Source organism: Streptomyces sp. WAC 01529, from assembly GCF_003945545.1.
In the GTDB taxonomy this organism is placed as follows: domain Bacteria; phylum Actinomycetota; class Actinomycetes; order Streptomycetales; family Streptomycetaceae; genus Streptomyces; species Streptomyces anatolicus.
Window position 1 is genome coordinate 5,975,457 of the sequence record NZ_CP029617.1, and the last position, 26,076, is coordinate 6,001,532.

The 26,076-nt window shown below is 71.2% G+C and carries 27 protein-coding genes and 5 tRNA genes; 23 read left to right on the plus strand and 9 right to left on the minus strand.

Going from position 1 to position 26,076, the window contains the following annotated elements; translation table 11 throughout:
* The first annotated feature begins 32 nt into the window (after positions 1 to 32).
* The 6 genes from DMA15_RS26830 (at position 33) to DMA15_RS26855 (ending at position 1,364) form a co-directional block, all read left to right on the plus strand.
* The gene (locus DMA15_RS26830) at positions 33 to 761 is read left to right on the plus strand and encodes an HAD family hydrolase (RefSeq protein WP_125518019.1); all 729 of its coding nucleotides are present in this window, start codon (positions 33 to 35) and stop codon (positions 759 to 761) included.
* An 88-nt stretch (positions 762 to 849) separates the two neighbouring features.
* A tRNA-Gln gene (locus DMA15_RS26835) sits at positions 850 to 921 on the plus strand.
* Between the two features lie 41 nt (positions 922 to 962).
* Positions 963 to 1,035 (plus strand) — tRNA-Glu (locus DMA15_RS26840).
* 63 nt (positions 1,036 to 1,098) lie between these two features.
* Positions 1,099 to 1,171: transfer RNA gene (locus DMA15_RS26845), tRNA-Glu, on the plus strand.
* Between the two features lie 24 nt (positions 1,172 to 1,195).
* Positions 1,196 to 1,267, plus strand: a tRNA-Gln gene (locus tag DMA15_RS26850).
* 24 nt (positions 1,268 to 1,291) lie between these two features.
* A tRNA-Glu gene (locus DMA15_RS26855) sits at positions 1,292 to 1,364 on the plus strand.
* Positions 1,365 to 1,425: 61 nt separating this feature from the next.
* On the opposite strand, the gene DMA15_RS26860 is transcribed toward DMA15_RS26855, so the two are convergent.
* Positions 1,426 to 2,091 (minus strand): MerR family transcriptional regulator, encoded by a 666-nt coding sequence (locus DMA15_RS26860; RefSeq protein WP_125515320.1) that lies wholly within the window; start codon positions 2,089 to 2,091, stop codon positions 1,426 to 1,428.
* Between the two features lie 121 nt (positions 2,092 to 2,212).
* Here DMA15_RS26860 and DMA15_RS26865 point away from each other — a divergent pair, with 121 nt between their 5' ends.
* Positions 2,213 to 2,698, plus strand: a complete 486-nt coding sequence (locus DMA15_RS26865; protein ID WP_125515321.1) for a DUF4188 domain-containing protein — start codon at positions 2,213 to 2,215, stop codon at positions 2,696 to 2,698.
* Between the two features lie 73 nt (positions 2,699 to 2,771).
* On the opposite strand, the gene ndgR is transcribed toward DMA15_RS26865, so the two are convergent.
* Positions 2,772 to 3,488 (minus strand): IclR family transcriptional regulator NdgR, encoded by a 717-nt coding sequence (ndgR, locus tag DMA15_RS26870; RefSeq protein ID WP_030787455.1) that lies wholly within the window; start codon positions 3,486 to 3,488, stop codon positions 2,772 to 2,774.
* 181 nt (positions 3,489 to 3,669) lie between these two features.
* Between ndgR and leuC the strand changes: the two genes are divergently transcribed.
* The 4 genes from leuC (at position 3,670) to DMA15_RS26890 (ending at position 7,023) form a co-directional block, all read left to right on the plus strand.
* The gene (leuC, locus tag DMA15_RS26875) at positions 3,670 to 5,094 is read left to right on the plus strand and encodes a 3-isopropylmalate dehydratase large subunit (RefSeq protein ID WP_125515322.1); all 1,425 of its coding nucleotides are present in this window, start codon (positions 3,670 to 3,672) and stop codon (positions 5,092 to 5,094) included.
* 5 nt (positions 5,095 to 5,099) lie between these two features.
* On the plus strand, positions 5,100 to 5,693 hold the full coding sequence (gene leuD, locus DMA15_RS26880; protein ID WP_125515323.1) for a 3-isopropylmalate dehydratase small subunit: 594 nt from the start codon (positions 5,100 to 5,102) through the stop codon (positions 5,691 to 5,693).
* A gap of 247 nt (positions 5,694 to 5,940) precedes the next feature.
* Positions 5,941 to 6,177, plus strand: a complete 237-nt coding sequence (locus DMA15_RS26885; RefSeq protein ID WP_030787464.1) for a hypothetical protein — start codon at positions 5,941 to 5,943, stop codon at positions 6,175 to 6,177.
* A gap of 162 nt (positions 6,178 to 6,339) precedes the next feature.
* Entirely contained in the window at positions 6,340 to 7,023 is a 684-nt protein-coding gene (locus tag DMA15_RS26890) for an HU family DNA-binding protein (RefSeq protein WP_125515324.1), read from the plus strand.
* A gap of 108 nt (positions 7,024 to 7,131) precedes the next feature.
* Here the strand turns inward: DMA15_RS26890 and DMA15_RS37620 are convergent, their stop codons facing one another.
* Together DMA15_RS37620 and cofC are read right to left on the minus strand one after the other, a co-directional pair.
* Entirely contained in the window at positions 7,132 to 7,335 is a 204-nt protein-coding gene (locus DMA15_RS37620) for a hypothetical protein (RefSeq protein ID WP_030787468.1), read from the minus strand.
* 13 nt (positions 7,336 to 7,348) lie between these two features.
* Positions 7,349 to 7,984 carry a 2-phospho-L-lactate guanylyltransferase gene (gene cofC / locus DMA15_RS37625; RefSeq protein WP_240659946.1) on the minus strand — a complete coding sequence of 212 codons (636 nt, stop codon included), beginning with the start codon at positions 7,982 to 7,984 and terminating at the stop codon, positions 7,349 to 7,351.
* Positions 7,985 to 8,126: 142 nt separating this feature from the next.
* Between cofC and DMA15_RS26900 the strand changes: the two genes are divergently transcribed.
* From DMA15_RS26900 to DMA15_RS26910, 3 genes are read left to right on the plus strand one after another with little or no spacing between them, the layout of a single operon-like run.
* Positions 8,127 to 8,921 carry a lysophospholipid acyltransferase family protein gene (locus DMA15_RS26900; RefSeq protein ID WP_125515325.1) on the plus strand — a complete coding sequence of 265 codons (795 nt, stop codon included), beginning with the start codon at positions 8,127 to 8,129 and terminating at the stop codon, positions 8,919 to 8,921.
* On the plus strand, positions 8,918 to 9,946 hold the full coding sequence (locus DMA15_RS26905) for an NAD(P)H-dependent glycerol-3-phosphate dehydrogenase (RefSeq protein ID WP_276314373.1): 1,029 nt from the start codon (positions 8,918 to 8,920) through the stop codon (positions 9,944 to 9,946). Before DMA15_RS26900 ends, DMA15_RS26905 begins: the two co-directional genes overlap by 4 nt.
* Positions 9,947 to 9,980: 34 nt before the next feature.
* Positions 9,981 to 11,162 carry a D-alanine--D-alanine ligase family protein gene (locus DMA15_RS26910; protein ID WP_125515326.1) on the plus strand — a complete coding sequence of 394 codons (1,182 nt, stop codon included), beginning with the start codon at positions 9,981 to 9,983 and terminating at the stop codon, positions 11,160 to 11,162.
* A gap of 76 nt (positions 11,163 to 11,238) precedes the next feature.
* Here the strand turns inward: DMA15_RS26910 and DMA15_RS26915 are convergent, their stop codons facing one another.
* Together DMA15_RS26915 and DMA15_RS26920 are read right to left on the minus strand one after the other, a co-directional pair.
* A complete protein-coding gene (locus DMA15_RS26915; RefSeq protein ID WP_125515327.1) occupies positions 11,239 to 11,736 on the minus strand; it encodes a DUF3515 domain-containing protein in 498 nt (165 codons plus the stop codon).
* 20 nt (positions 11,737 to 11,756) lie between these two features.
* On the minus strand, positions 11,757 to 11,990 hold the full coding sequence (locus tag DMA15_RS26920; RefSeq protein ID WP_030787487.1) for an Lrp/AsnC ligand binding domain-containing protein: 234 nt from the start codon (positions 11,988 to 11,990) through the stop codon (positions 11,757 to 11,759).
* Between the two features lie 209 nt (positions 11,991 to 12,199).
* On the opposite strand from DMA15_RS26920, the gene DMA15_RS26925 reads away from it, so the two are divergent.
* Together DMA15_RS26925 and thiD are read left to right on the plus strand one after the other, a co-directional pair.
* Positions 12,200 to 13,168: a thiamine-phosphate kinase gene (locus tag DMA15_RS26925; RefSeq protein WP_125515328.1), complete on the plus strand. Its 969-nt coding sequence runs from the start codon at positions 12,200 to 12,202 to the stop codon at positions 13,166 to 13,168.
* Positions 13,165 to 13,959, plus strand: a complete 795-nt coding sequence (thiD, locus tag DMA15_RS26930) for a bifunctional hydroxymethylpyrimidine kinase/phosphomethylpyrimidine kinase (RefSeq protein ID WP_125515329.1) — start codon at positions 13,165 to 13,167, stop codon at positions 13,957 to 13,959. The genes DMA15_RS26925 and thiD overlap by 4 nt, the downstream gene beginning before the upstream one ends.
* On the opposite strand, the gene DMA15_RS26935 is transcribed toward thiD, so the two are convergent.
* From DMA15_RS26935 to rpmB, 3 genes are all read right to left on the minus strand, one after another.
* Positions 13,932 to 15,200 carry an FAD-dependent monooxygenase gene (locus DMA15_RS26935; RefSeq protein ID WP_125515330.1) on the minus strand — a complete coding sequence of 423 codons (1,269 nt, stop codon included), beginning with the start codon at positions 15,198 to 15,200 and terminating at the stop codon, positions 13,932 to 13,934. The genes thiD and DMA15_RS26935 overlap by 28 nt on opposite strands.
* Before the next feature lie 35 nt (positions 15,201 to 15,235).
* On the minus strand, positions 15,236 to 18,262 hold the full coding sequence (locus DMA15_RS26940; RefSeq protein WP_125515331.1) for a BTAD domain-containing putative transcriptional regulator: 3,027 nt from the start codon (positions 18,260 to 18,262) through the stop codon (positions 15,236 to 15,238).
* A gap of 137 nt (positions 18,263 to 18,399) precedes the next feature.
* Positions 18,400 to 18,585 (minus strand): 50S ribosomal protein L28, encoded by a 186-nt coding sequence (gene rpmB, locus DMA15_RS26945; protein WP_125515332.1) that lies wholly within the window; start codon positions 18,583 to 18,585, stop codon positions 18,400 to 18,402.
* Positions 18,586 to 18,805: 220 nt separating this feature from the next.
* On the opposite strand from rpmB, the gene DMA15_RS26950 reads away from it, so the two are divergent.
* From DMA15_RS26950 to rpmF, 7 genes are all read left to right on the plus strand, one after another.
* Positions 18,806 to 20,494: a DAK2 domain-containing protein gene (locus tag DMA15_RS26950; protein WP_125515333.1), complete on the plus strand. Its 1,689-nt coding sequence runs from the start codon at positions 18,806 to 18,808 to the stop codon at positions 20,492 to 20,494.
* Positions 20,495 to 20,555: 61 nt separating this feature from the next.
* On the plus strand, positions 20,556 to 22,763 hold the full coding sequence (gene recG, locus DMA15_RS26955) for an ATP-dependent DNA helicase RecG (protein ID WP_125515334.1): 2,208 nt from the start codon (positions 20,556 to 20,558) through the stop codon (positions 22,761 to 22,763).
* A 53-nt stretch (positions 22,764 to 22,816) separates the two neighbouring features.
* The gene (gene rsmD / locus DMA15_RS26960) at positions 22,817 to 23,410 is read left to right on the plus strand and encodes a 16S rRNA (guanine(966)-N(2))-methyltransferase RsmD (protein WP_125515335.1); all 594 of its coding nucleotides are present in this window, start codon (positions 22,817 to 22,819) and stop codon (positions 23,408 to 23,410) included.
* 26 nt (positions 23,411 to 23,436) lie between these two features.
* Positions 23,437 to 23,916, plus strand: coding sequence for a pantetheine-phosphate adenylyltransferase (coaD, locus tag DMA15_RS26965; protein ID WP_206302964.1), 480 nt, complete (start codon positions 23,437 to 23,439; stop codon positions 23,914 to 23,916).
* 111 nt (positions 23,917 to 24,027) lie between these two features.
* Positions 24,028 to 25,074 carry a cell division initiation protein gene (locus tag DMA15_RS26970; protein ID WP_125515337.1) on the plus strand — a complete coding sequence of 349 codons (1,047 nt, stop codon included), beginning with the start codon at positions 24,028 to 24,030 and terminating at the stop codon, positions 25,072 to 25,074.
* A gap of 142 nt (positions 25,075 to 25,216) precedes the next feature.
* A complete protein-coding gene (locus tag DMA15_RS26975) occupies positions 25,217 to 25,900 on the plus strand; it encodes a YceD family protein (protein WP_125515338.1) in 684 nt (227 codons plus the stop codon).
* 2 nt (positions 25,901 to 25,902) lie between these two features.
* Complete coding sequence (rpmF, locus tag DMA15_RS26980) at positions 25,903 to 26,076, plus strand: 50S ribosomal protein L32 (RefSeq protein WP_026165248.1); 174 nt, start codon at positions 25,903 to 25,905, stop codon at positions 26,074 to 26,076.

The window sequence follows — 26,076 nt, forward strand, 5'->3', positions numbered from 1 at the left end:
CGCATACCGTCGGTGCCATGGCCCTCAATGCCGTGCCCATCAGAGCCGTGGTCTGGGACATCGACGACACGATCTTCGACTACGCGACCGCCGACACGACCGGCATGCACGCGCACCTGACCGCCGAGGGCCTCCTGGAGCGGTACGAGTCCGCCGAGCGCGCCCTGGAGCGCTGGCGGCTGCTCACCGAGCGGCACTGGGCCCGCTTCGGCGTGGGAGGCATCACCTTCGAGGCGCAGCGCCGCGACCGCGTACGCGACTTCCTGGACGCCCCCGGCCTGAGCGACGCCGACGCCGACGCGTGGTTCGACCGTTACGTCGGTCACTACGAATCGGCCTGGTCCCTCTTCCCGGACACGCTCCCCGCCCTGGACGCCCTCGCCGGCGGCTACCGCCACGCGGTCCTGTCGAACTCGGCCCTGTTCGTCCAGGAGCGCAAGCTGCGCCGCCTCGGCGTGCGCGACCGCTTCGAGGCCGTCCTGTGCGCCGCCGACCTCGGATTCTCCAAGCCCGCCGCGGAGGCCTTCCACGCGGCCTGTACGGAGCTGGGGCTCGCGCCCGCCGAGGTCGCCTACGTCGGGGACCAGCCGGAGATCGACGCCAGGGGCGCCCGGGACGCGGGACTCCTCGGGATCTGGCTCGACCGCAACGGCACCGCGGGGGAAGGCCCCTCGGGAGTACACCGCATCACGCACCTCGGCGAGCTGCCCGCGCTGCTGCGGGCGGATACCCGTTTTGGAGCGCCGTCCACCTTCGGGTAATGTTCTTTCTGCGCCGCCCGAGAGGGCCGAAAGGTCCGGCCGGGAAGCGCACATCAGAACAAAATCCCCGTAGGGGGTTGCGGTTTGATGGCCTATGGTGTAATTGGCAGCACGACGGTTTCTGGTTCCGTTAGTCTAGGTTCGAGTCCTGGTAGGCCAGCTCGCAGAGCTCATCTGCAAAATGTGGATCATATCCACGAAGCCCCCGTTGTGTAGCGGCCTAGCACGCTGCCCTCTCAAGGCAGTAGCGCCGGTTCGAATCCGGTCGGGGGTACAGATCCTTCCCACGGGAACAGAGCGGGTCGCACCCACTGTCCCCTGATGCAGGATCGCTAGGGCCCCCGTTGTGTAGCGGCCTAGCACGCCGCCCTCTCAAGGCGGTAGCGCCGGTTCGAATCCGGTCGGGGGTACTGTGGTCTGGTCTAGACCACCAGTGGGCTATGGTGTAATTGGCAACACGAAGGTTTCTGGTTCCTTTGTTCTAGGTTCGAGTCCTGGTAGCCCAGCGCAGTACAGCAGCACATTTGCTAGCCCCCGTTGTGTAGCGGCCTAGCACGCCGCCCTCTCAAGGCGGTAGCGCCGGTTCGAATCCGGTCGGGGGTACAGAAACGGCAAGGGGCCTTCCCGGTGGGAAGGCCCCTTCGTCATGCTCCTGGACTGTGCCTCATGCCTCCGGACTCCCTTGCCCGTAGCGGCGGTTGGACTCCTCGCTCTGTGCCATCCGGCGCAGAGCGAGCAGCACCGGCTCGTACAGCACCGTGAGCGCCACCGCCGCCTCCAGCTGCTCCTCGGGCGAGTCGTACCGCTCGATCAAGTCCAGGTCGGTGACGGCCAGTTGCCGCCCGGCGCGGGCGTAGGGCGCCAAGTCCTCGACGGCGCAGGGATATCCGAGCCGCGCCAGGGTGCCGACCGCCGTCACCAGCATCCGATAGGACGGCGACTCGTCCCCGTACCCCTCGGCGAACTCCCAGCCGAGGCGCGCCAGTAGCGCGTCCACCGTGCGGCGCGCCGCCGCCCCGGTCTCGTCGGCCGACTCGTCGCCGGTGGGCTCCGGGCCGTGCGGCAGGGCCCATACCGCCGTACCCAGACGGGAGTTGTGGTCCAGGGACTCGTCCTCCAGGGCGGTCAGGACCTCGCGCGCCGAGGCGATCGGCACCCGGCCCACCTGGATCAGGGCCCGCACGAGCCGCAGCCGCTTCAGATGCGCGTCGTCGTACTCGGCCTGGGTGGCCGTCACGCGACGGCCCGGCGGCAGAAGACCCTCGCGCAAGTAGTACTTGATCGTGGCCGTGGGGACCCCGCTGCGCCGGCTCAGCTCCGCCAGTCTCATCCGTTCGCACTCCCTTTTTCGCGTGCACTCTTGCGCCTCTCCTTGGAGAGTGGCACTATCCAATCATGGATAGCGGAACTATCCAATGTTCCGTTCTGGGCTCCACGAAGGGGGAATCGTCATGAGCGAGAAGCCGATCGAAGGGCGTATGACCGCCGAGGGGGCGGGCGAGGTGGTCGTGTTCCACATCGGGATGCGCATCAACAACTTCCTCGCCCCGCGCAGCTGGCTGCCCCTCATGCGGGCCATGCCTCGCATGCTCAAGGAGCTGTCCAAGGATCCGGAGAGCGGGATGCTGGGATTCCGGCTGCTGCTCGGCGGGGCGCGCCTGGTCTACGTCGTCCAGTACTGGGAGTCCCAGGAGAAGCTGCTCGCCTACTCGGCGGCGCAGGACAAGGAGCACCGGCCCGCGTGGGCGGCCTTCAACCGGCGCATCCGGGAAGGCAAGGGGAAGGTCGGCTTCTGGCACGAGACGTACGTCGTGCCGGCCGGCGCCCATGAGGCGGTCTACGTCAACATGCCGCCGTTCGGCCTGGGGGAGGCCACCGGAGTCGTGCCGGTGGGCCGTCGCGGGGACCGGGCGGCCGATCGCCTCAAGGCGGCCTGAGGATCTGGCGGGGGAGTGCGCGCACGGAGGGGCCGCCGCGGCGTTGAGGCGGCCCCTCCGTACGTGCGTGGCGTCAGCTGGAGCGGCGCAGGGCCTCGGAGAGGCGTCCGGCAGCGTCGATGACCGCCTGCGCGTGCATGCGGCCCGGGTGGCGGGTCAGGCGCTCGATCGGTCCGGAGACCGAGACGGCGGCGACCACGCGGTTCGAGGGGCCTCGCACGGGCGCGGAGACGGACGCGACGCCCGGCTCGCGCTCGCCGATCGACTGGGCCCAGCCCCTGCGGCGTACGCCCGAAAGGGCCGTCGCGGTGAAACGGGCGCCCTGGAGGCCGCGGTGCAGGCGCTCCGGCTCCTCCCAGGCCATCAGGATCTGGGCCGATGAGCCCGCCTTCATGGTGAGCGTCGAACCGACCGGGACCGTGTCCCGCAGGCCGGACAGGCGCTCCGCCGCGGCCACGCAGATGCGCATGTCGCCCTGGCGGCGGTAGAGCTGCGCGCTCTCGCCCGTCACGTCGCGCAGATGCGTGAGGACCGGGCCCGCCGTGGCGAGCAGGCGGTCCTCGCCCGCCGCGGCGGCCAGCTCGGCGAGGCGCGGGCCGAGGATGAAGCGGCCCTGCATGTCCCGCGCCACCATCCGGTGGTGTTCCAGTGCCACGGCCAGTCGGTGGGCCGTGGGTCGTGCGAGCCCGGTGGCCGCGACCAACCCCGCGAGGGTGGCCGGACCGGACTCCAGGGCGCTCAAGACAAGAGCCGCCTTGTCGAGAACGCCGACGCCGCTAGAGTTGTCCATGCGTCGATACTCGCGTCTCACTCTGTGAAACGCAAGTTCAATTTTCCGTGGAACACGCCACTCTGTACGAGCGAACCGCAGACCAACGGATTTCGCGGTCCACGCGCGGCACGAGGGGTACGCGCGTCGGCGAACAGATTCTCTAGTTGGGCCGGCGAAACGGCCGGTCGGAGGGAAAGCGATGGGTAGGACACTCGCGGAGAAGGTCTGGGACGACCACGTCGTCCGGCGCGCCGAGGGCGAGCCCGACCTCCTCTTCATCGATCTGCACCTGCTGCACGAGGTGACCAGCCCCCAGGCCTTCGACGGCCTCCGCCAGGCCGGCCGCCAGGTGCGGCGGCTCGACCTCACCATCGCCACCGAGGATCACAACACCCCGACCCTCGACATCGACAAGCCCATCGCCGACCCGGTCTCGCGGGCCCAGCTGGAGACGCTGCGCAAGAACTGCGCCGACTTCGGTGTGCGCCTGCACCCGCTGGGCGACGTCGAGCAGGGCGTCGTCCACGTGGTGGGACCGCAGCTGGGACTGACGCAGCCGGGCACCACCGTGGTCTGCGGCGACTCCCACACCTCCACGCACGGCGCCTTCGGCGCGCTGGCGTTCGGCATCGGCACCTCGCAGGTCGAGCACGTGCTGGCCACCCAGACGCTGCCGATGGCCCGCCCCAAGACCATGGCCATCACCGTCGACGGCGAACTGCCCGACGACGTCACGGCCAAGGACCTGATCCTCGCCATCATCGCGAAGATCGGCACCGGCGGCGGCCAGGGCTACGTCCTGGAGTACCGCGGCCCGGCCATCGAGAAACTCTCGATGGAGGCCCGCATGACCATCTGCAACATGTCCATCGAGGCGGGCGCCCGCGCGGGCATGATCGCCCCGGACAAGACCACCTTCGACTACATCGAGGGCCGCGCCCACGCCCCGCGGGGCGAGGACTGGGACGCCGCGGTGGAGTACTGGAAGACACTCAAGACGGACGAGGACGCGGTCTTCGACGCCGAGGTCTACATCGACGCCACCACGCTGGCCCCGTTCGTCACCTGGGGCACCAACCCGGGCCAGGGCGCGCCGCTTTCGGCACACGTCCCCGACCCGGCTTCGTACGAAGACGCTTCGGAGCGCCACGCCGCCGAAAAGGCCCTGGAGTACATGGGGTTGACCGCCGGGCAGCCGCTGCGGGACATCAAGGTCGACACGGTCTTCGTAGGTTCGTGCACCAACGGCCGCATCGAGGACCTGCGCGCGGCCGCCTCCATCGTCGAGGGCCGCAAAGTCGCCGACGGCGTACGGATGCTGGTCGTCCCCGGCTCGGTCCGGGTCTCCCTGCAGGCCGTCGCGGAGGGCCTGGACAAGGTCTTCACCGCCGCCGGCGCCGAATGGCGGCACGCGGGCTGCTCGATGTGCCTGGGCATGAACCCCGACCAACTGGCTCCCGGCGAGCGCTCCGCGTCCACCTCCAACCGCAACTTCGAGGGCAGGCAGGGCAAGGGCGGCCGCACCCACCTGGTCTCCCCGCAGGTCGCCGCCGCGACCGCCGTCACCGGCCATCTGGCCTCACCCGCCGACCTGTCCGACGCCCCCGTGACCGCCGGAGTCTGAGAACCATGGAAGCATTCACCACGCACACCGGCCGGGCCGTCCCGCTGCGCCGCAGCAACGTCGACACCGACCAGATCATCCCCGCCCACTGGCTGAAGAAGGTCACCAGGGACGGCTTCGAGGACGGGCTCTTCGAGGCCTGGCGCAAGGACCCCCAGTTCGTGCTCAACAGGCCCGAGCGCCAGGGCGCCACCGTCCTGGTCGCCGGACCCGACTTCGGCACCGGCTCCTCGCGCGAGCACGCCGTCTGGGCGCTGCAGAACTTCGGCTTCAAAACGGTCGTCTCCTCCCGCTTCGCCGACATCTTCCGCGGCAACTCGCTGAAGAACGGCCTGCTCACCGTCGTACTCGACCAGAAGGTCGTGGACGCGCTGTGGGAGCTGACCGAGAGCGACCCGCAGGCCGAGATCACCGTGGACCTCCGGGACCGCCAGGTCCGCGCGCAGGGCATCACCGCCGACTTCGAACTCGACGAGAACGCCCGCTGGCGGCTCCTGAACGGCCTGGACGACATCAGCATCACGCTGCGGAACGAGCCGGACATCGCCGCGTACGAGGCCAAGCGCCCCTCGTACAAGCCGCGGACCGTGCGGGTCTGACTCCCCGCAACACCCCGCGACGCCCTGATGTACCCCCAATCGTGGACGGTTGGGGGTACATCTGTGTCTGCTCCCGGAATGGGCCCGATGACCTGAACGGGTGGTCTCAACTCCCTTGATTCGGACGGAAGAAGAGGCCGGAAATCCCCTTGTACTCGGCGCGACCGGGTACCCTCATGAGGGCGCCGGATGGCGGTAGTTACCCCCTGCGGAGGCGACAACTCGCCCCAGATGGCACAATCGGTGCATGGGACGCGACAGCCAACTCGAGCTCTACGGCCTCGTCGCGGCCCAACTGAAGGAAGCGCACTCACGAGTGCGCGCACTGCAAGTCCCGGAGGGCGTACGGATGGCGCTGACCCGGAAGCTGCTGGTCATTACGGCCGCGGCCAAACACGATCTCGCCGATGCGGCAAGGCGTCTGGAGCGTTTGATGGCCTCCCTCGACGAAGCTGACGAGGGCCGATTCCCCGAAGACACCTGAGCCTCAAGCCTCAACGGGCCTTCGAGGAACTCCGAGATGGTCCAGTTCGTTGCGGCACAAGGGTGATTAGCCCGTTTCGTGTTTGATTTGCGGTATATATCTGCCTAACGTGCGAAAAAGCCGGAGTATTTCGCTCCCGGCAATGTCTCCGAAGGGGAAGACGTGAACAAGGCGCAGCTCGTAGAAGCGATTGCCGACAAGGTGGGCGGCCGCCAGCAGGCCGCCGACGCGGTCGACGCGGTACTCGACGCCATCGTCCGTGCCGTGGTCAGCGGTGACCGCGTTTCGGTCACCGGCTTCGGCTCGTTCGAGAAGGTCGACCGCCCGGCCCGCTACGCCCGCAACCCGCAGACCGGGGAGCGCGTGCGGGTCAAGAAGACCTCGGTTCCGCGCTTCCGCGCCGGTCAGGGCTTCAAGGACCTGGTGAGCGGCTCGAAGAAGCTCCCGAAGAACGACGTCGCGGTCAAGAAGGCGCCCAAGGGCAGCCTGACCGGCGGTGCTTCGGCGACGGTCAAGAAGGCGGCGGCCAAGAAGGCCACCACCAAGAAGGCGGCCGCCAAGAAGACCACCGCCACCGCCAAGAAGACCGCCGCGAAGAAGACCACGGCGACGGCGAAGAAGGCCACGGCGAAGAAGACCACCGCCAAGAAGGCCACCTCGACGGCGACGGCGAAGAAGGCGACCGCCAAGAAGACCACGGCCAAGAAGGCCACGCCGGCGGCGAAGAAGGCCACGGCCAAGAAGACGGCGCCCGCCAAGAAGGCCACGGCGAAGAAGACCGCGCCGGCCAAGAAGGCCACCACGCGCAAGACGACCGCCAAGAAGGCCACCGCCCGCAAGAAGTAGGGGCACAGGGCACTCACGCGCCGGGCCGGACTCCCACGGGGGAGCCCGGCCCGCGTCGTGCGCTCCTAAGGGCTGTCGTGTCCCGGAGGGCTCGGGGCCGCCGGTGCCTCAGAACGTCTGGAGCGTCACCAGGGTGATGCGGCGGGCCTCGCCCTCGCCGTCGACCTCGATCCGCACCCGCTGGCCCGGCCGCAGCAGCCGCAGCCCGCCCGCGTCGAACGCGGGCGCCTCGAAGGGCACCGGGGTGCCGTCGTCGAGCAGCACGCTGCCGCTGCGGGTCTCGGAGTCGTACGTGTACGCGGTCGCCTGCATGGGGGCAGCGTACTCAGTCGGCGATGAGAAGCCGGGCGGCGGCCTTCGCGGTGCGCGGTCCCACGCCGAGTGCGAGGGCGGTCCGCAGGTCTTCTCCGGTGTCCACGTCCTGGCGTACGGAATCGATGCCGTCGAGCGAGAGTTCCACGGCTCCGGACGCCGTGTGGTGGGCGCGGGACGCCGTGCCGAATGCCGGCCGCAATTCCGTTCCGGCCGCCGCGGTCAGCAGTGTCGTGCCGATTCCGGCGGCATCCGGCAGGAATGCGCGGGGGAAATGGGCGGCGCGATCAAGGACACGGGCCAATTCCAGGGGGCGCAGGGCGGGCAGATCGGCGTTCAGGGCGGCGACGGACGCGGCGGGCCGCCCGGCGCGCACGACCGCCGCGCCATGGCGCAGGGCGGCGTTCAGGCCTTGTCCCGGCTCGTCGGGAACGATACGGGCGCCCAGTGCGGCCAGCTCACGACCCGCCAGGGCGTCGTCCGTGACGACTGCCACATCCCGTACCGCCGGGCAGGCCACCGCCGCGGCCACGGTGTCCTGCGCGAACGCCAGGGCGAGGCCCGGACGCAGGCCGTCGCCCGCGGCGGCGGCGAGCCTGCTCTTGGCGCGCGCCAGCGGCTTCAGGGGTATGACCAGGGTCCACTGCACGGGCGCTCCGTCCTTGTCGTCGCGCCCATTGTGACCTGCTGGGGGGCCTTGATACCTGGGCGGGCGTACGGTGTTCTCGACAGACCGGCAGCCTGGGGCGACACTTGTGCGGCCGACCAGGTTCATGGAGGAAGGTGTTTGCGTGTCCCGCCGCAGAATCGGCTTCTGGTACCGCCTAGCGGCGGTCATCGCAAAACCGCCGCTGGTGGTTCTGTTCAAGCGGGACTGGCGTGGAATGGAACACATTCCGGCCCACGAAGGATTCATCACGGCGGTGAATCACAACTCGCATATCGACCCGTTGTCGTACGCACACTTCCAGTACAACACCGGTCGGGTGCCGCGTTTCCTGGCAAAGGACGGCCTTTTCAGGCGCGGCTTTGTCGGCCAGGTCATGAAGGGCACGGGGCAGATCCCGGTCTACCGCGAGACGACGAACGCGCTCGACGCCTTCCGCGCGGCGGTCGCCGCCATCGAGCGCGGCGAGTGCGTCGCGTTCTACCCCGAGGGCACGCTCACCAGGGACCCCGACATGTGGCCGATGACGGCCAAGTCCGGTGCCGCGCGGGTCGCTCTGGAGACCAAGTGCCCGGTGATCCCGGTGGCCCAGTGGGGCGCCAACCTCGCGCTGCCGCCGTACAGCAAGAAGCCCTCCCTCTTCCCCCGCAAGACCCTCCAGGTGAAGGCCGGGGCCCCCGTCGACCTGTCGCGCTTCTACGACAAGGAGCCGACGCCCGAGGTGCTCCGCGAGGCGACCGAGGCCATCATGGCCGCCATCACCGAACTCCTCGAGGAGATCCGGGGCGAGAAGGCCCCCGACCGGCCGTATGACCCGCGCACGGCCCGCCTGGAGCAGCGCCGCAAGGCCGCGGCCCGCAGGGCGTCGCGGAGCACGAAGCAGAGCACCACAGAGAGCACCTCGGAGGACAGCAAGTGACGAACCCCGTGAACCCGGCAGGCCCGCTGAAGGCCGCCGTCTTCGGAACGGGCTCCTGGGGTACGGCCTTCGGCATGGTGCTCGCCGACGCGGGGTGCGACGTCACCCTGTGGGGCCGGCGCGCCGAACTCGCCGACGCGGTCAACTCCACGCGGACCAACCCGGACTACCTCCCCGGCGTCGAACTCCCCGAGAACCTCCGGGCGACCACCGACCCCGCCGAGGCCGCCGCCGGTGCCGACTTCACCGTCCTCGCCGTGCCCTCGCAGACCCTGCGCGCCAACCTCGCCGAGTGGGCGCCGCTGCTGGCCCCCGAGACCGTCCTCGTCTCCCTGATGAAGGGCGTCGAGCTGGGCTCCGCGATGCGCATGAGCGAGGTCATCGTGGACGTCACGAAGGTGCCGGCCCACCGCGTCGCCGTCGTCACCGGGCCCAACCTCGCCCGTGAGATCGCCGCGCGGCAGCCCGCCGCCTCCGTCGTCGCCTGCGAGGACGAAGCGGTCGCCCAGCGCCTCCAGAAGGCCTGCCACACGCCGTACTTCCGCCCGTACACCAACACCGACGTCGTCGGCTGCGAGCTGGGCGGCGCCGTCAAGAACGTCATCGGGCTCGCCGTCGGCATCGCGGACGGCATGGGCCTGGGCGACAACGCCAAGGGCTCGCTCATCACGCGCGGCCTCGCGGAGACCACCCGGCTCGGGCTCGCCATGGGCGCCGACCCGCTGACGTTCTCCGGGCTCGCGGGCCTCGGCGACCTGGTGGCCACCTGCTCCTCGCCGCTCTCGCGCAACCACACCTTCGGCACCAACCTCGGCAAGGGCATGACCCTGGAGGAGACCATCGCGGTCACCAAACAGACCGCCGAGGGCGTCAAGTCCTGTGAGTCCGTGCTGGATCTGGCCCGCAGGCACGGCGTCGACATGCCGATCACCGAGACCGTCGTCGGCATCGTCCACGACGGCACACCCCCGGTCGTGGCCCTCAAGGAGCTGATGTCGCGCAGCGCCAAGCCCGAGCGTCGCTGACTGTTTTTCGGGCAGCGGGTACGCTCAACGCGATATGAGCAGCGAGAACCTCCCCCAGAGCCCTGAGCCGCGCCCCGTGCCGAGCTCTGCGCAGCCGCTCCGCAAGCCGCGCGTGGCCGTCGTCTTCGGCGGCCGCAGCTCGGAGCACGGCATCTCCGTGGTGACGGCCGGCGCCATCCTCCGCGCCCTCGACCGCACCAAGTACGACGTCCTGCCCATCGGCATCACCACCGACGGCCGTTGGGCCCTGACGGCGGACGAGCCCGAGCGGATGGCCATCACCGACCGGAAGATGCCGAACGTCGCCGAAATCGCCGACTCCGTGGAGGGCGGCGTGGTGCTGCCGCTCGACCCCGGCAACCGCGAGGTCGTCTACAGCGAGCCCGGCTCGGTGCCCAAGGCGCTCGGCGAGGTCGACGTCGTCTTCCCGATGCTGCACGGTCCCTACGGAGAGGACGGCACCCTCCAGGGCCTGCTCGAACTCTCCGGAGTGCCCTACGTCGGCTCCGGTGTCCTCTCCTCGGCCGTCGGCCAGGACAAGGACTACATGAAGCGGATCTTCACGTCCTTCGGTCTGAACGTCGGCCCCTACCTGGTGATCCGCCCGCGCGAGTGGAGCCAGGACGAGGCCGGCGCCCGGCAGCGCATCGCGGACTTCGCGGGCGAGCACGGCTGGCCGCTGTTCATCAAGCCCGCGCGCGCGGGCTCCTCGATCGGCATCACGAAGGTCGACTCCTTCGAAGGCCTCGACGAGGCGATCGCCGAGGCACAGCGCCACGACCCGAAGATCCTCGTCGAGGCGCTGCTGCGCGGCCGGGAGATCGAGTGCGGCGTCCTGGAGTTCGAGGACGGCCCGCGCGCGAGCGTCCCCGCCGAGATCCCGCCGGTGCAGGCGCACGACTACTACGACTTCGACGCGAAATACATCGACTCGACGCCCGGCATCGTGCCGGCGCCGCTGACGCCCGAGCAGACCGCGGAGATCCAGCGGCTCGCGGTCGAGGCGTTCGAGGCGGCGTCCTGCGAGGGACTGGTGCGGGCGGACTTCTTCCTCACCGAGGACGGCCGGTTCGTGATCAACGAGATCAACACGATGCCGGGCTTCACGCCCATCTCCATGTACCCGCAGATGTGGGAGAAGAGCGGTGTCGGTTACGAAGAGCTGGTGGACCGCCTCATCCAGGCGGCGCTGAACCGCTCCACAGGGTTGCGCTGACACGCTCCCACCCGGGACCGGCCCGCCTCACGAAACCGGCTCGCCCCCCCACGGGACCGGCCCGCCCCCACGGGGGTCAGGCGACCCCCTTCGGGATCGTCTCCTTGATGGGGGCGGCGAAGTCCGTGAGCGGACCGAGGCCGTCCCCCGTCCGCTCCTCGGGCAGCGTCACCTCGACGTAGGCGAGCCGCGCCCCGGTGGTGAACGTGTACGAACCGTCGTCGCGCTTCTGCAGCAGCCAGGCCACGCCGTTCACCTTCACGCCGTTCTTCGGGGCGTAGGCGGGATCGATCATCTCGGGGGGCCGCTCCACGCCGCAGCGCAGTATGATCGCCGGGTCTCCCCACCCGGCGGTCAGCTCGGACTTCGGCCCGGGGTCGGTGCGCTCCAGCCCGTCGATCTTCTTCGGGAGCCGTGCGTGCAGATCCCGACAGAGCCCCGCGGCCTTCGCGTCCGGGGACGGAACCACCACCGAGGCCTCGTCGTCCGTAGCTGAGCAGGCCGCTGTCGTGATCAACAGAGCGAGAGCGGACGTTCCTGCGAGACGGCGGCGCCGGCGACGGGGGATGTTCACCGGGCCAGGGTAGACGGGGGCTACAAGTGCACGACCGGGCAGGTCAGGGTTCGGGTGATGCCGTCCACTTGCTGGACCTTGGCGACCACCATGCGGCCGAGCGCGTCCACCGTGTCCGCCTGCGCGCGCACGATGACATCGTAGGGACCGGTCACGTCCTCGGCCTGGATCACTCCCGGGATCTTGCCGATCAGCTCGGCGACGGTCGACGCCTTGCCGACCTCGGTCTGGATCAGGATGTACGCCTGTACCACGGAACCTCCAGGGCGGCCACGAGGATCATGTGGGGGGAAGGGACGCCACGGTACCGCGTCGCCGCTCGTCACGGGGAGACCCGGGCGGGCTGTGGCGCACACATCGTGGTGGACGGAGAACAGAAGTTGACGGTCATGTCGACCGTACCGACGACAGTGACGGCTCGCGACCGGGGGCCGGGCAGCGTGAAAGGGCATGGTGAGACTCGGTGAAGGGAACCGTGGGCGAGTTGGGGGAGTTCGGGCTCATCAGAGAGCTCACTTCCCGGCTCACCTCCACTCCGGCCGTACGGCTCGGCCCTGGCGACGACGCCGCGGTCGTGTCCGCTCCGGACCGCAGGGTCGTGGCGAGCACCGACATCCTCCTGGAGGGGCGGCACTTCCGCCGCGACTGGTCCACCGCCTACGACGTGGGCCGCAAGGCCGCCGCGCAGAACCTCGCCGACATCGCCGCGATGGGCGCCGTGCCGACCGCGCTCCTGCTCGGCCTCGTCGTGCCCGCGGAGCTGCCCGCGAGCTGGCCCACCGAGCTGATGGACGGCCTCAGGGACGAGTGCCAGGTCGCGGGCGCGGCCGTGGTGGGCGGCGATGTCGTCCGCGGTGACACCATCACCGTCGCGATCACCGCCCTCGGCGATCTGCGCAACCACGAGCCGGTCACGCGCGCGGGCGCCCAGCCCGGCGACGTGGTCGCCGTCACCGGCTGGCTCGGCTGGTCCGCCGCCGGGCACGCGGTGCTCTCCCGCGGCTTCCGCTCGCCGCGCGCCTTCGTGGAGGCCCACCGCAGGCCCGAGCCGCCCTACCACGCGGGCCCCGCGGCCGCCGGGCTCGGCGCGACCTCCATGACGGACGTCAGCGACGGGCTCATCGCCGACCTCGGGCACATCGCCGAGTCGAGCAAGGTGCGCATCGACATCCGCTCCGGAGACGTCGACGTGCCCACGCAGATGAACGACATCGGCCAGGCCGTCGGCGTCGACCCGCTCCAGTGGGTGCTCAACGGCGGCGAGGACCACGCGATCGTGGCGACGTTCCCGCCCGACGTGAAGCTGCCCGCCCGCTGGAAGGTCATCGGCGAGGTCCTCAACCCCTCCGCGCTGCCCCAGGTGACCGTGGACGGCGCGCCCTGGACCAGCAAGGGCTGGGACCACTTCGGGGACAACGGGGACGCCGAGTGACCGCGCCCCCGCGCGTGCTCACCGTCGCCGGATCCGATTCCGGCGGCGGCGCGGGCATCCAGGCCGACCTGAAGACGATGCTCGCGCTCGGCACGCACGGCATGAGCGTCGTCACGGCCGTCACCGCCCAGAACTCCCTGGGCGTGCAGGGCTTCTGGGAGCTTCCCGCCGAGGCCGTACGGGCGCAGTACCGCAGCGTCGTCGACGACATCGGCGTACAGGCCGTGAAGACCGGCATGCTCGCCTCGGCCGAACTGGTCGAGACCGTCGCCGACTTGCTGGCGGGCACCGACGCGCCCGCGGTCGTCGACCCGGTCGGCGTCTCCAAGCACGGCGACTCGCTGCTCGCGGCCTCCGCCCTGGACTCCGTACGCACGAAGCTGCTGCCGGTGGCCACGGTCGCGACCCCCAACCTCGACGAGGTCGCCCAGCTCACCGGCGTCGAGGTCACGTCCGAGGACGACATGCGCCGCGCGGCCGCCGCCGTCCTCGCGTACGGCCCGCAGTGGGTGCTCATCAAGGGCGGCCACCTGCGCGGCGACGCCGTGGACCTGCTCACCGACGGCTCCGAGGAGCACGTGCTGCGCGCCCCGCGCCACGACAACCGCCACACGCACGGCACCGGCTGCACCCTCGCCAGCGCGATCGCGGCGCAGCTGGCGAAGGGCCGGAGCGTGCCGGAGGCCGTGGCGGCCGCCAAGGAGTACGTCACCGAGGCGATCGCCGCCGGGTTCGCCCTCGGCGCCGGGATCGGCCCGGTCGATCACGGCTGGCGGTTCAGGGAGGCGTAGGCCGCGCTGGGCCGCAGGACGTACTCCTTGAGCGCCAGATCGCTCGCAGCCTTCTCCGTCAGCCTCTTGAAGAAGCCCGCGAGCAGGCGGGAGCCGAGCACGCGGTACGCGCGGTCGCGGCTGCGGATCTTCCGCTCCGAGGGCGGGGCGAGGAACGGACCGGCGTTGCCCGAGATCTTCTGGCAGCCCTTGGCGTAGGCGCCGATCTCCGCCTCGTACGCGGCGAAACCGACCCGGTGATCGCCGCCCGCGGCCGCCAGCTCTCCAGCCAGGACGTACGCGCCGACCAGCGCCGTGCCCGTGCCGATGCCGCCCATCGTGGCGCCGTATCCGGCGTCCCCCAGGAGCACCACGCGGCCCTTGGAGAGCCGGTCGACGTGGATCTGCGCGATGGCGTCGAAGTACAAGTGCTCGGCGCCCTGCAGGCCTTCCAGGGCCCGTGCGGCGTGCGTCCAGCCCATGCCCGCGAACGTCGCGGCGAGGATCTTCTTCTGCTCCGCGGTGTCGTGGCGGTCGTGGTCGAGCAGTTCGGACCTGAAGATCAGGGCCGCGCCCGCACGGTCCGGGTCGCCGTCGTAGTTGCTGATCATGAGGGTTCGGCCGGGCTCGCTGTACATGCGGGCGGTGCGGTTCAGCCCCAGGTGGTTGGGGATCTCGAAGCCCGCCACGTAGTAGCCGAGGAACCGCAGGTACCGCGCCTCGTCGCCGAAGGCAAGGCGGCGGGTGTTCGAGTGCAGCCCGTCGGCACCGACGACGAGGTCGAAGCGGCGGGGAGCGCCATGGCCGAAGGTCACCTCGACGCCTTCGGAGTCCTCGGTCAGCGAGGTGAGGGAGTCCCCGAAGACGTACTCGACCCGCTCCCTGGTGCGCTCGTACAGGATCGCGGAGAGGTCGCCGCGGGAGATCTCCACATCGCCGCTCATCAGAAACGCGGGCAGATCCACCCGCTCCTTGTCGTCCGCCCCGACGATGGTCTGGCGGCCCATGTGCGTCTGGCGGCGGTGAACCTCGTCCCAGATGCCCATCCGCTGGAGGACGGTGCGGTGCACTTCGCCCCGGAAGTCGACGGCGAAGCCGCCCTCGCGCAGGGCGGGCGCCTTCTCCAGGACGGTGACGCGAGCCCCGTAGCGGGAGAGCCACAGGGCGAGCGCGGGGCCCGCGACGCCGGCGCCGGAGATCAGGATGTTCAGGTGCGCGAGGCTGTGGGCGGGTGTGTGGTTCGTGCGCGTCGCTGTCGTCATGCCAGGAAGCTTCGAAGGCGCCGCTGACCGTCCGCCTACCGTTCGCTTACCGCCTCCCTCACTGCCGCTGACCGCAGCTTTCGGCCCTGGCCGAAAGCCTTCTCGTACGCCTCCGGAGACAGCCGCTCGCGCGCGGACCGCTCGACGGGTACGACATCGGGGTCCCCGGCGATCAGGATGCCGCGCAGGCCCTGCGCGGCGCCCAGGAGGCGGGCGGTGTCCTCGGGGCAGGATGAGACGGCGGCCAACGCCTCTGCGACCTCGGCCAGTTCGCCGGTGTCCGAGGCGAGGGCGCGGGCCTGCTCGAACCGGTCGGCGGCCTCCGCGGGACGGGACTCGGCCAGCGCGGTGCGGCCAAGGCCCACCAGGATCCGCACACTCTGCCCCAGGCTGAACCAGTTGGCGGCACACGCCTCCAGGGCCGCTTCGTAGTGCTCACGCGCGCGTGCCGTGTCACCGCCGAGCCGTGCCGCGTCCCCGAGGCCGCGCCGCGCGGCCGCCACCTTGTCGGGCACGCCCGTGGTGCGGGCGAGGGAGGCGGAGCGCGCGTAGTGGGCGGTGGCCGCTTCGAGCTCTCCGGAGCGCAGCAGGACCGTGGCCCGCTGGTGCAGCAGATCGGCGGTCTCCTCGGGGGCCGCCAACTCACGTACGTGCGTGAGGCCTTCGTCCAGGAGGGCGAGGGCACGCTCGTGCTCGCCTCGCCAGCCGGCGAACATCCCCAGCGGGTCGAGGCAGTTGGCCATGCCCCAGCGGTCACCGGTCGCCCGGAAGCCCGCGAGAGCGCGGGAGAACGCCGCCTCGGCCGCGTCGACGCGGCCCGCGAACAGCTCCTGGAAGCCCTGGCCGAGGTCGAGGAGGGCCATACCCCAGGGGTGGTCGCCGACCTGGGACCGCACCCGGTCCTCCATGGCGCGCGCGGGCCCGCCCGCCACCGACCAGAGCACCACCAGGTGCGGCAGCCGCAACGGCCCCTCAAGCGCCGCGAGCAGGCCGCCCGCTCGCGCGAGGCGGGCCGGTTCCGCGGGGTCGGCGCCATCACCCGCGATCGTGTTGATCACACACAGGACGTACTCCTCACCGAGCCCCTTCGGAGGCTCGGTGCCCACCGCGTCGAGCAGTTCGCGGGCCAGAGCCGTGCGCTCTCCGTAGAGGCCGCGCAGCCGCCAGAACCAGGAGAGCGCCGCCATCAACCGGAGCCCGCGGTGCGGGTCGGTACGGGTCAGATGGCGCAGCGCGGCGTCCAGGTCGCCGTGCTCGGCGGCGAGCCTCGCCAGCCAGGGCAGCTGTTCGCCCCCGCGCAGCCGCGGTTCGGCCTGCTCGGCGAGGTCCAGGAAGTACGCGGCGTGCGCGGCCCGCAGCCGGTCCTCCTCGCCCGCCTCGGCCAGGTGCCGGGCACAGAACGCGTGAATGGTCCGCAGCATGCCGAACCGCCTGCCGGTCACCTCCAGGAACGACTTCTCCCCGAGGGAGGCGAGCAGATCCTCCGGGTACGGGATCCCACAGACGGCCTCCACGGCCTCCGGTGTGGCGCCCCCGGAGAACACCGTCAGACGGCGGGCAAGCTTCCGCTCCTCGTCGTCGAGCAGCTCCCAGCTCCACTCGACGACCGCGTGCAGGGTGCGGTGCCGGGGCGCCTTGGTGCGGTCACCGCGTGAGAGCAGCCGGAAGCGGTCGCCGAGGCGGGCGGCCAAGTCGTCCAGGGTGAGGGTGCGCAGCCGGGCGGCCGCCAGCTCGATGGCGAGCGGAAGCCCGTCGAGGGCCGCGCAGATCTCGGAGACGAGCCGTTCACCACCCCCGGCGCCGAGCCCCTCCAGATCGGGCCTCACGGCGGCAGCCCGGTCGGCGAAGAGCCGCGCCGCGGGCCCGGCAGCCAGCGGCGGCACCGGCCACAGAACCTCGCCGGTGATCCCGAGCCCCTCCCGGCTCGTGGCAAGGACACGCACCCCGGGGCAGGCCGCGAGCAGCAGCCCGGCGACCCGGGCCGCTTCGTCGATCAGGTGCTCGCAGTTGTCCAGGACGAGCAGCGGCTCACGCCCGTGCAGCGCGGACAGCAGCCGGTCGGTGGTGTCACCGGCCGCTGCGCGGAAGCCGTCCCGCACGCCGAGCGCTGTGAGGATCGCGTACATCACCTGTGCCCCGTCGGTGAGCGGCGCCAGCTCCACGTAGCAGACGTCGGGCAGCGCACGGGCGGCCTCGACCGCCAGCCGCGTCTTGCCCGCGCCACCCGGCCCGGTCAGCGTGACGAGCCGCGCCTCGGCCAGTAGGGCGCCGATCCGCGCGAGCTCGTCGCCCCGCCCGATGAACCGCGTCAGCTGCGCGGGCACCCCCCGCTGCCGGGCCGGTTCCTGGCCCTGGAGCAGCTCCAAGTGGAGCGCGGACAGCTCGGCGGAGGGGACGGCACCCAGCGCGTCGGCGAGGGCGCGGCGGGCGTCCTCGTAGGCGGTGAGCGCTTCCGCGGGCCGCCCCGCCGCGTGCAGTGCCTGCATCAGCTGGGCGCGCAGCCGCTCGCTCAGCGGGTGCGCGGTGATCAACTCACGCAGCTCCGGTACGAGGCCGGGGCCGCCGCCCAGCGCGAGATCCGCCTCGACGCGGTCCTGCACGGCGGCCAGCCGCAGCTCGTCGAGGCGGGCGACGAGGCCAGGGGCGTACGGGAGGTCGGCGAGGGCCTGGCCCCGCCACAGGCCGAGCGCTTCCCGCAGCAGGGCGGCGGCACGGGGGTGATCCCCGGAGCCGAGTGCCCGACGCCCTTCACGGGCCAGCCGCTCGAAGCGGTGGAGGTCGATGTCCTCGGGTGAGACGGCGAGGCGGTATCCCGTGGGGACGGCCTCGATCTCAAGGCCCAGGCGCTTGCGCAGCCGGGAGACCTGCGACTGGAGGGCGTTCGCGGCGCCCGCCGGCGGCTCGTCCCCGTAGAGCCCGTCGGTCAGCCGCTCCACGGAGACTGCGTGGCCGGCCTCCAGGAGCAGCAGGGTGAGGAGCGCGCGCGGGCGCGGTCCGCCGGGGTCCAGGGGGACGCCGTCGGGGGAGCGGATGTCGAGAGGGCCGAGGATGCCGAAGCGCATCCGGCACATTCTGACAGGCGCTCACGCGCGAGGGCGCCTGTCGTACTGAGCAGCTCCACGCGCGTAGGCACACGAAAAAGCCGGCTCCCCGAAGGGAGCCGGCTTCTTCAGCAACCAGCTAGGTGGCCGCGCTGGCGTCAGCGCGAGACCTTGCCGGCCTTGATGCACGAGGTGCAGGCGTTGAGGCGCTTCGGCGTCCCGCTCACCACGGCACGCACACGCTGGATGTTCGGGTTCCAGCGACGGGGCGTACGGCGGTGCGAGTGCGAGATGGCGTTGCCGAAGCCCGGCCCCTTGCCGCAGACGTCGCAGTTGGCAGCCACGGGTCACTCCAAAGACTTCAGATGCACTTACGGTTAATCCCGGCATGCCGAGATCAGTGCAATGATCGAAAGTGGCGTTGCCAGGAGGAATGTCCCGATGAGTATCGGGCAACCGGAGCAGCATACAACGACTGCTTCGGTAGAACGAAACTACCACGGCTCGCCCCGCCCCCGCCCCGGGCCCCGTGTTCACCCTCGGTCTACGCTGCGTCCATTCCGGATGGTCAAGGAGGCGAAACAGGTGCCGCAGAACCTCGACGCGGTCGCGGTGCGCGCCTGGTGCCGACTGGCTCTGGACGCCCTCGGCAGGGCCCGCGAGGAGATCGACTCCATCAACGTCTACCCGGTCGCCGACGGGGACACGGGCACGAACCTCTATCTGACGGTGGAGTCGGCGTCCCAGGCGGTCGACGCGGCCTTCACGGGCCACGAACCGGCGCTTCCCTCGCTGGCCGAGACCGTGCACGCGATGGCCCACGGGGCGCTCATCGGGGCCCGCGGGAACTCGGGCACGATCCTCTCGCAGCTGCTGCGGGGAATGGCGCAGGTCCTCGGTGGCCCCGACATCCCCGGCGGCCCCGAGCGCGAGAGCGCCGGTGAGGCGGATCACGCCGACGGGCGGACCCTGGAGCGGGCGCTGCGACGGGCGGCGGAGTCCGCGTACGAGGCGGTCGCGCACCCCGTCGAGGGCACGGTCCTGACGGTGGCCACAGCGGCGGCGAAGGCGGCCGGGGAAGCCGGGGGCGCCGACTGCGGGACAGTGGCCAGGGCCGCGTACGACGGGGCCTGCGCGGCCCTGGACGCGACTCCGGGGCAGCTGGCCGTCCTCGGGCGCGCGGGAGTGGTGGACGCGGGCGGCCGCGGCCTCGTCGCGGTGCTCGGGGCGCTCGTGGGGGCCCTGTCGGGCGAGACGGTGTCGCGCAAGCCCGCCGACCACAGCCACGCGCGTGTGGACGACGCCGAGTGCGAGGACATCCCGGCGGAGAGCGGCGGGCCCGCGTTCGAGGTGATCTACCTCCTGGAGGCCGACGACAGCGCGGTCGCGCGGCTGCGGGCCCGGCTCGACCGGCTCGGCGACTCGCTCGTCGTGGTCGGCGGCGACGGGCTCTGGAACGTCCACGTCCACGTCGACGACGCGGGAGCCGCCGTCGAGGCGGGCGTCGAGGCGGGCAGGCCCCACCGCATCCGCATCACCCACTTCGGAGCGGGCGACGCGCACACCACCGCGCAGCCGCCCCGGGAACGCGCGCAGCGGGCCATCGTCGCCGTCGTACCGGGAGAAGGCCTCGCCGGGCTCTACGCCGAGGCGGGCGCGACCACCGTGCCCACGCGCGTGGGGGAGCCGCCCGCGAGCGGCGAGCTGGTCGACGCCATCCGGCGGGCGCACGCCCGCGAAGTGGTGCTGCTGCCCAACGACGCCGAGCTGCGCCACACCGCGGCCGCCGCGGCGGAACAGGCCAGGACGGAAGGCGTGCGCGTCGCCCTGATCCCGACCCGCTCCGCGGTCCAGGGCATCGCCGCCCTCGCCGTGCACGCGCCGGACCGCCGCTTCGACGAGGACGTGGTCGCCATGACCTCGGCGGCCGGCGCCACCCGCTACGGCGAACTGGCCGTCGCCGAGCGGCAGTCGTGGACCATGGCGGGCATCTGCCAGGCCGGTGACGTCCTCGGCCTGATCGACGGCGATGTCGCGGTGATCGGTACGGAGGTCGCCCCCACCGCCACCTCGGTCCTGGACCGCATGCTGTCGGCGGGCGGCGAGATGGTCACGCTCGTCCTCGGCGAATCGGTGCCGGACACCGTCGCGGGGCGGCTGGAGAAGCATGTGCGCGAGACGTACCTGGCCGTCGACACGGTCGTCTACCGCGGCGGCCGCCAGTCCGCGCTGATGCTGATCGGCGTGGAGTAACCGCCCTGCCGGGCGGCGGGTGCGGGGGAGCTGCGGCCGATTGTCAGTGGCGTGGTGTGCAATGGATCTCGTGCCCGCGCTCGAAGAACCCCTGAAGAAAGTGGTCGGCCCCGCCACCGCGAAGGTGATGGCCGAGCACCTCGACCTGCACACGGTCGGCGACCTCCTGCACCACTACCCCCGGCGGTATGCCGAGCGGGGCGAGCTGACCCGCCTCGCCGACCTCCCCCTGGACGAGCACGTCACGGTGGTCGCCCAGGTCGCGACCGCGCGCCTGCACACGTTCAGATCGCCCAAGGCCCCCCGGGGCCAGGGCCAGCGCCTCGAGGTCACCATCACCGACGGCAGCGGCGAGCTGCGCCTGGTCTTCTTCGGCCGAGGCGTCCACAAGCCGCACACGGAGCTGCTGCCCGGCACCCGCGCGATGTTCGCGGGCAAGGTCTCCGTCTTCAACCACCGCCTCCAGCTCGCCCACCCCGCGTACGAACTGCTGCGCGGCGGCGACCCGGACGCGGTGGACAGCTGGGCGGGCGCGCTCATCCCGATCTACCCCGCCTGCAAGCAGCTGGAGTCCTGGAAGATCGCCAAGTCCGTCGAGACGGTCCTGCCCAGCGCCCAGGAAGCCCTCGACCCGCTGCCGCCCGCCCTCAGGGAGGGCCGCGCCCTCGTCCCGCTCCCCGAAGCGCTCCTGAAGATCCACCGGCCGCACTCCAAGGCGGACATCGCCGCCGCCCGCGACCGGCTGAAGTGGGACGAGGCGTTCGTCCTCCAAGTAGCCCTGGCCAGGCGGCGGTACGCGGACGCGCAACTGCCCGCCGTGGCCCGCAGGCCCAAGTCGGGCGGCCTCCTCGACGCCTTCGACGCCAAGCTGCCCTTCACCCTCACCGAAGGCCAGGAAAAGGTCTCCAAGGAGATCTTCGACGACCTCGCCACCGAACACCCGATGCACCGCCTCCTCCAGGGGGAGGTCGGCAGCGGAAAGACGATGGTGGCCCTGCGCGCCATGCTCGCCGTCGTGGACGCGGGCGGGCAGGCCGCGATGCTCGCGCCCACCGAAGTCCTCGCCCAGCAGCACCACCGCTCCATCGTCGAGATGATGGGCGAGCTGGCCGAGGGCGGGATGCTGGGCGGTGCCGAGCAGGCCACCAAGGTCACGCTGCTCACCGGATCCATGGGCACCGCCGCCCGCCGCCAGGCCCTGCTCGACCTCGTCACCGGCGAGGCCGGCATCGTCATCGGCACGCACGCGCTGATCGAGGACAAGGTGCAGTTCCACGACCTCGGCCTGGTCGTCGTGGACGAGCAGCACCGCTTCGGCGTGGAGCAGCGCGACGCCCTGCGCGGCAAGGGCAAGCAGCCCCCGCACCTGCTGGTCATGACGGCCACGCCGATTCCCCGCACGGTCGCGATGACGGTCTTCGGCGACCTGGAGACCTCCGTCCTCGACCAGCTCCCCGCCGGGCGCTCTCCGATCGCCAGCCATGTCGTCCCCGCCCAGGACAAGCCCCACTTCCTCGCCCGCGCGTGGGAGCGCGTGCGCGAAGAGGTGGAGAAGGGGCACCAGGCGTACGTGGTCTGCCCGCGGATCGGTGACGAGGAGGAGGACCCCAAGAAGGCCAAGAAGAAGGCGGAGGAAGAGGCCACCGCCGAGAAGCGGCCCCCGCTCGCCGTGATCGAGGTCGCCGAGCAGCTCGCGCGCGGCCCTCTCCAGGGGCTGGAGGTGGAGGTCCTGCACGGCCGCATGCAGCCCGATGACAAGGACGCCGTCATGCGCCGCTTCACCGCCGGCCAGACGCAGGTCCTGGTCGCGACGACGGTCATCGAGGTCGGGGTGAACGTCCCGAACGCCACCGCCATGGTGATCATGGACGCCGACCGCTTCGGCGTCTCCCAGCTGCACCAGCTGCGCGGCCGCGTCGGCCGGGGTTCGGCCCCCGGCCTGTGCCTGCTGGTCACCGACATGCCCGAGGCGAGCCCCGCCCGCGCCCGCCTCGGCGCCGTCGCCTCCACCCTGGACGGCTTCGAGCTGTCCCGCATCGACCTGGAGCAGCGCCGCGAGGGCGATGTGCTCGGGCAGGCCCAGTCCGGCGTGCGCTCCTCCCTGCGCATGCTCGCGGTCATCGACGACGAGGAGATCATCGCCGCCGCCCGCGAGGAAGCGGTCACGGTCGTCGCCAAGGACCCCGGCCTGGAGCACCTGCCGGAGCTGCGCACCGCCCTGGACGCCCTGCTCGACGCCGAGCGCGAGCAGTACCTCGACAAGGGGTGACGCCCGCGCACGCCATATCGTGGAGGGACCACCGCCCAGCCAGAAGGACTCAGATGACCCGCGTGATCGCCGGTGCGGCCGGCGGACGGCGCCTCGCCGTCCCGCCAGGGAACGGCACCCGCCCCACGTCCGACCGCGCGCGCGAGGGCCTCTTCTCCACCTGGCAGGCCCTCCAGGGCACGCTCGACGGGGCGCGCGTGCTCGATCTCTACGCGGGCTCCGGAGCCGTGGGCCTGGAAGCGCTCTCCCGGGGCGCGGCGCACACCCTGCTCGTCGAGGCCGACGCCAGGGCGGCCCGCACCATCAGGGAGAACGTGAAGGCGATCGGCCTGCCCGGCGCCGAGGTGAGAGCGGGCAAAGCCGCCCAGATCGTCCAGCAGGGGGCACCCTCCACCCCGTATGACCTGGTCTTCCTCGATCCGCCCTACGCCGTCACCGATGACGATCTTCGGGAGATACTGCTCACACTCCGCTCGGAAGGCTGGCTCACACCGGACGCGCTCGTCACCGTTGAACGCAGTACAAGAGGCGGAGAATTCGGCTGGCCGGAGGGTTTCGAGCCCCTCAGGTCCCGTCGCTACGGCGAAGGGACGTTTTGGTACGGTCGCGCCGCCTCTACGTGCGACGACTCAGTGATCGCGCCATGACCGGACCGGAGAGCGAGGGACTCACGTTGCGCCGCGCCGTATGTCCGGGGTCTTTCGACCCCATCACCAATGGACACCTCGACATCATCGCCCGCGCCTCCAAGCTGTACGACGTGGTGCACGTCGCGGTGATGATCAATCAGTCGAAGAAGGGCCTGTTCGAGATCGAGGAGCGGATCGACCTGATCCGCCAGGTCACGGCCGACTTCGGCAATGTCGAGGTCGAGTCCTTCCACGGCCTCCTCGTCGACTTCTGCAAGCAGCGCGACATCCCGGCCATCGTCAAGGGCCTGCGCGCGGTCAGCGACTTCGACTACGAACTCCAGATGGCCCAGATGAACAACGGCCTCTCGGGCGTCGAGACGCTGTTCGTGCCCACCAACCCCACCTACAGCTTCCTCTCCTCCTCGCTGGTCAAGGAGGTCGCCGCCTGGGGCGGCGACGTCGCCCACCTGCTGCCGCCGGTGGTCCACGAGGCCCTGGTCGAACGCCTGGGCGAGAAGTGACCTTTCAGCCGATCCGCTGACAGCCCGTCATCCGGTGTCGGGCGGGCGCCCGTCGGCCTTACAGTCGTCCCGTCCGTCTCCCAACCAGCTGTAGAGAGTGGCGAGCACACGGTGGACGTGCAGAAGAAGATCGACGAGATCGTCCGGGCGGTCGGCAGCGCCCGGTCCATGCCCATGTCGGCCTCGTGCGTGGTCAACCGCGCCGATCTGCTCTCGATGCTCGAAGAGGTGCGCCAGGCCCTGCCCGGCTCCCTCGCCCAGGCCCAGGAGCTGATCGGCGGCCGCGAGCAGCTCGTCGAGCAGGCCCGCCAGGAGGCCGAGCGGATCATCGAGTCCGCGCACGCCGAGCGCGGCTCCCTGATCTCCGACACGGAGGTCGCCCGGCGCTCCCAGGGCGAGGCCGAGCGCATCCTCGCCGAGGCCCGCCAGGCCGCCGAGGAGGTCCGCGTCGAGGCCGACGACTACGTGGACAGCAAGCTCGCCAACTTCGAGGTCGTCCTCACCAAGACCCTCGGCTCGGTCGGCCGCGGCCGCGAGAAGCTCCTCGGCACCGGCCCGGGCCTCGACGAGAACGGCTACGAGGACGAGGACGCCCCCGAGCGCAGCCACGACCCCGAGACCCTGCGCCGCAACGCCGACGCGTACGTGGACGCCAAGCTGGGCGCCTTCGAGGCGGTCCTCGCCAAGACCCTGGAGGCGGTCGGCCGCGGCCGCCAGACCCTGCACGGCCGCGCCCCGGCCGACGAGCTGGGCACCCTCGGCGAAGGCGCCACCACCCAGGGCCACACCACCGACGCGGAGTTCCTCGCGGACCTCGCCGGCCCGGCGCCCGCCCCGGTGCCCCAGCAGCCCACGTACGCGCCACCGCAGCCACCGCAGCCCCAGCAGCAGCCCCCGCACCAGCCCGACCCGTACGGGTACCCGCAGCAGGACCAGTACGAGCACGATCAGTACGCCTACCAGCAGCCGTACGGCCAGCAGGACCCCTACGGGTACCAGCACCAGGACCAGCAGCACCAGTACGGCTACCCCCAGCAGGGCTACGAACAGCCCCAGCAGCCCCCGTACGAGGCCCCCGCGGCGCTGGAGGAGGCCAGCCTCTTCGACACGACCATGATCAGTGCCGAGCAGCTGCGCCAGTACGAGCAGGGACGCTAGGGCCGCCCCGGGAGCGGGCCGGAGCCGGATTGGGCCGAGAGCGAAAGGTCAAGTATCCTGGCTCTTCGGTCGCGCATACGTCCGTGACTTCGGCTGCCCGCCCGAGCGGCACATTCGCTGCGTCGGTGAGGCGGCCCTCCTCATGAACTTCCAGGATTCGAAAGCAGGAAAAGCCCTGAGTGCTCGCCTCGACCACCGCAACCCTCTTGTGTTCGACACACACGAGCTGGGTCGGCGTCCCGGTGCGCTGCAGCGGCTGACCCGTGAGATCGAGGCGCCCGGTCCGCCGAGCGCCCTCGGTATCGATGGGGTCGTCGGAGTGCCGCAGGGCGCCCCGGTCCAGCTGGAGATCCGCCTCGAGTCGGTCATGGACGGGGTGCTTGTCACAGGCACCGCCCGTGCATCGGCCGAGGGGGAGTGCGTAAGGTGTCTGGAGCCGCTCGAGCTGGAGCTCGACGCGGACTTCCAGGAGATGTTCTCGTACCCTGACGCCGACGACCGGGGCCGCAGCAGTGCGGAGCCGGCCGACGACGCCGAGGAAGACGAGGACAGGCTCTTTCTCGAGGACGGCTTGTTCGACCTCGAGCCTGTGCTGCGTGATGCGGTGGTGCTCGCACTGCCGATGCAGCCGGTGTGCCAGGACGACTGTCCGGGCCTGTGCTCCCAGTGCGGGGCACGGCTCGCGGACGACCCGGACCACCACCATGACGCCGTCGACATTCGTTGGGCGGCACTGCAGGGACTCGCCGGGACCATCCAGGACGGCGAGAAGGACGAGATGAGCGGCGCCGGCGATGCGGGCGTCGACGAGAAGCAGGAGAAGTAGCCGTGGCTGTTCCGAAGCGGAAGATGTCGCGCAGCAACACGCGCCACCGCCGGTCGCAGTGGAAGGCTGCGGTCCCCACCCTGGTTTCGTGTGAGCGTTGCCAGGAGCCCAAGCAGCAGCACATCGCGTGCCCGAGCTGCGGCACCTACAACAAGCGCCAGGTCCTCGAGGTCTGA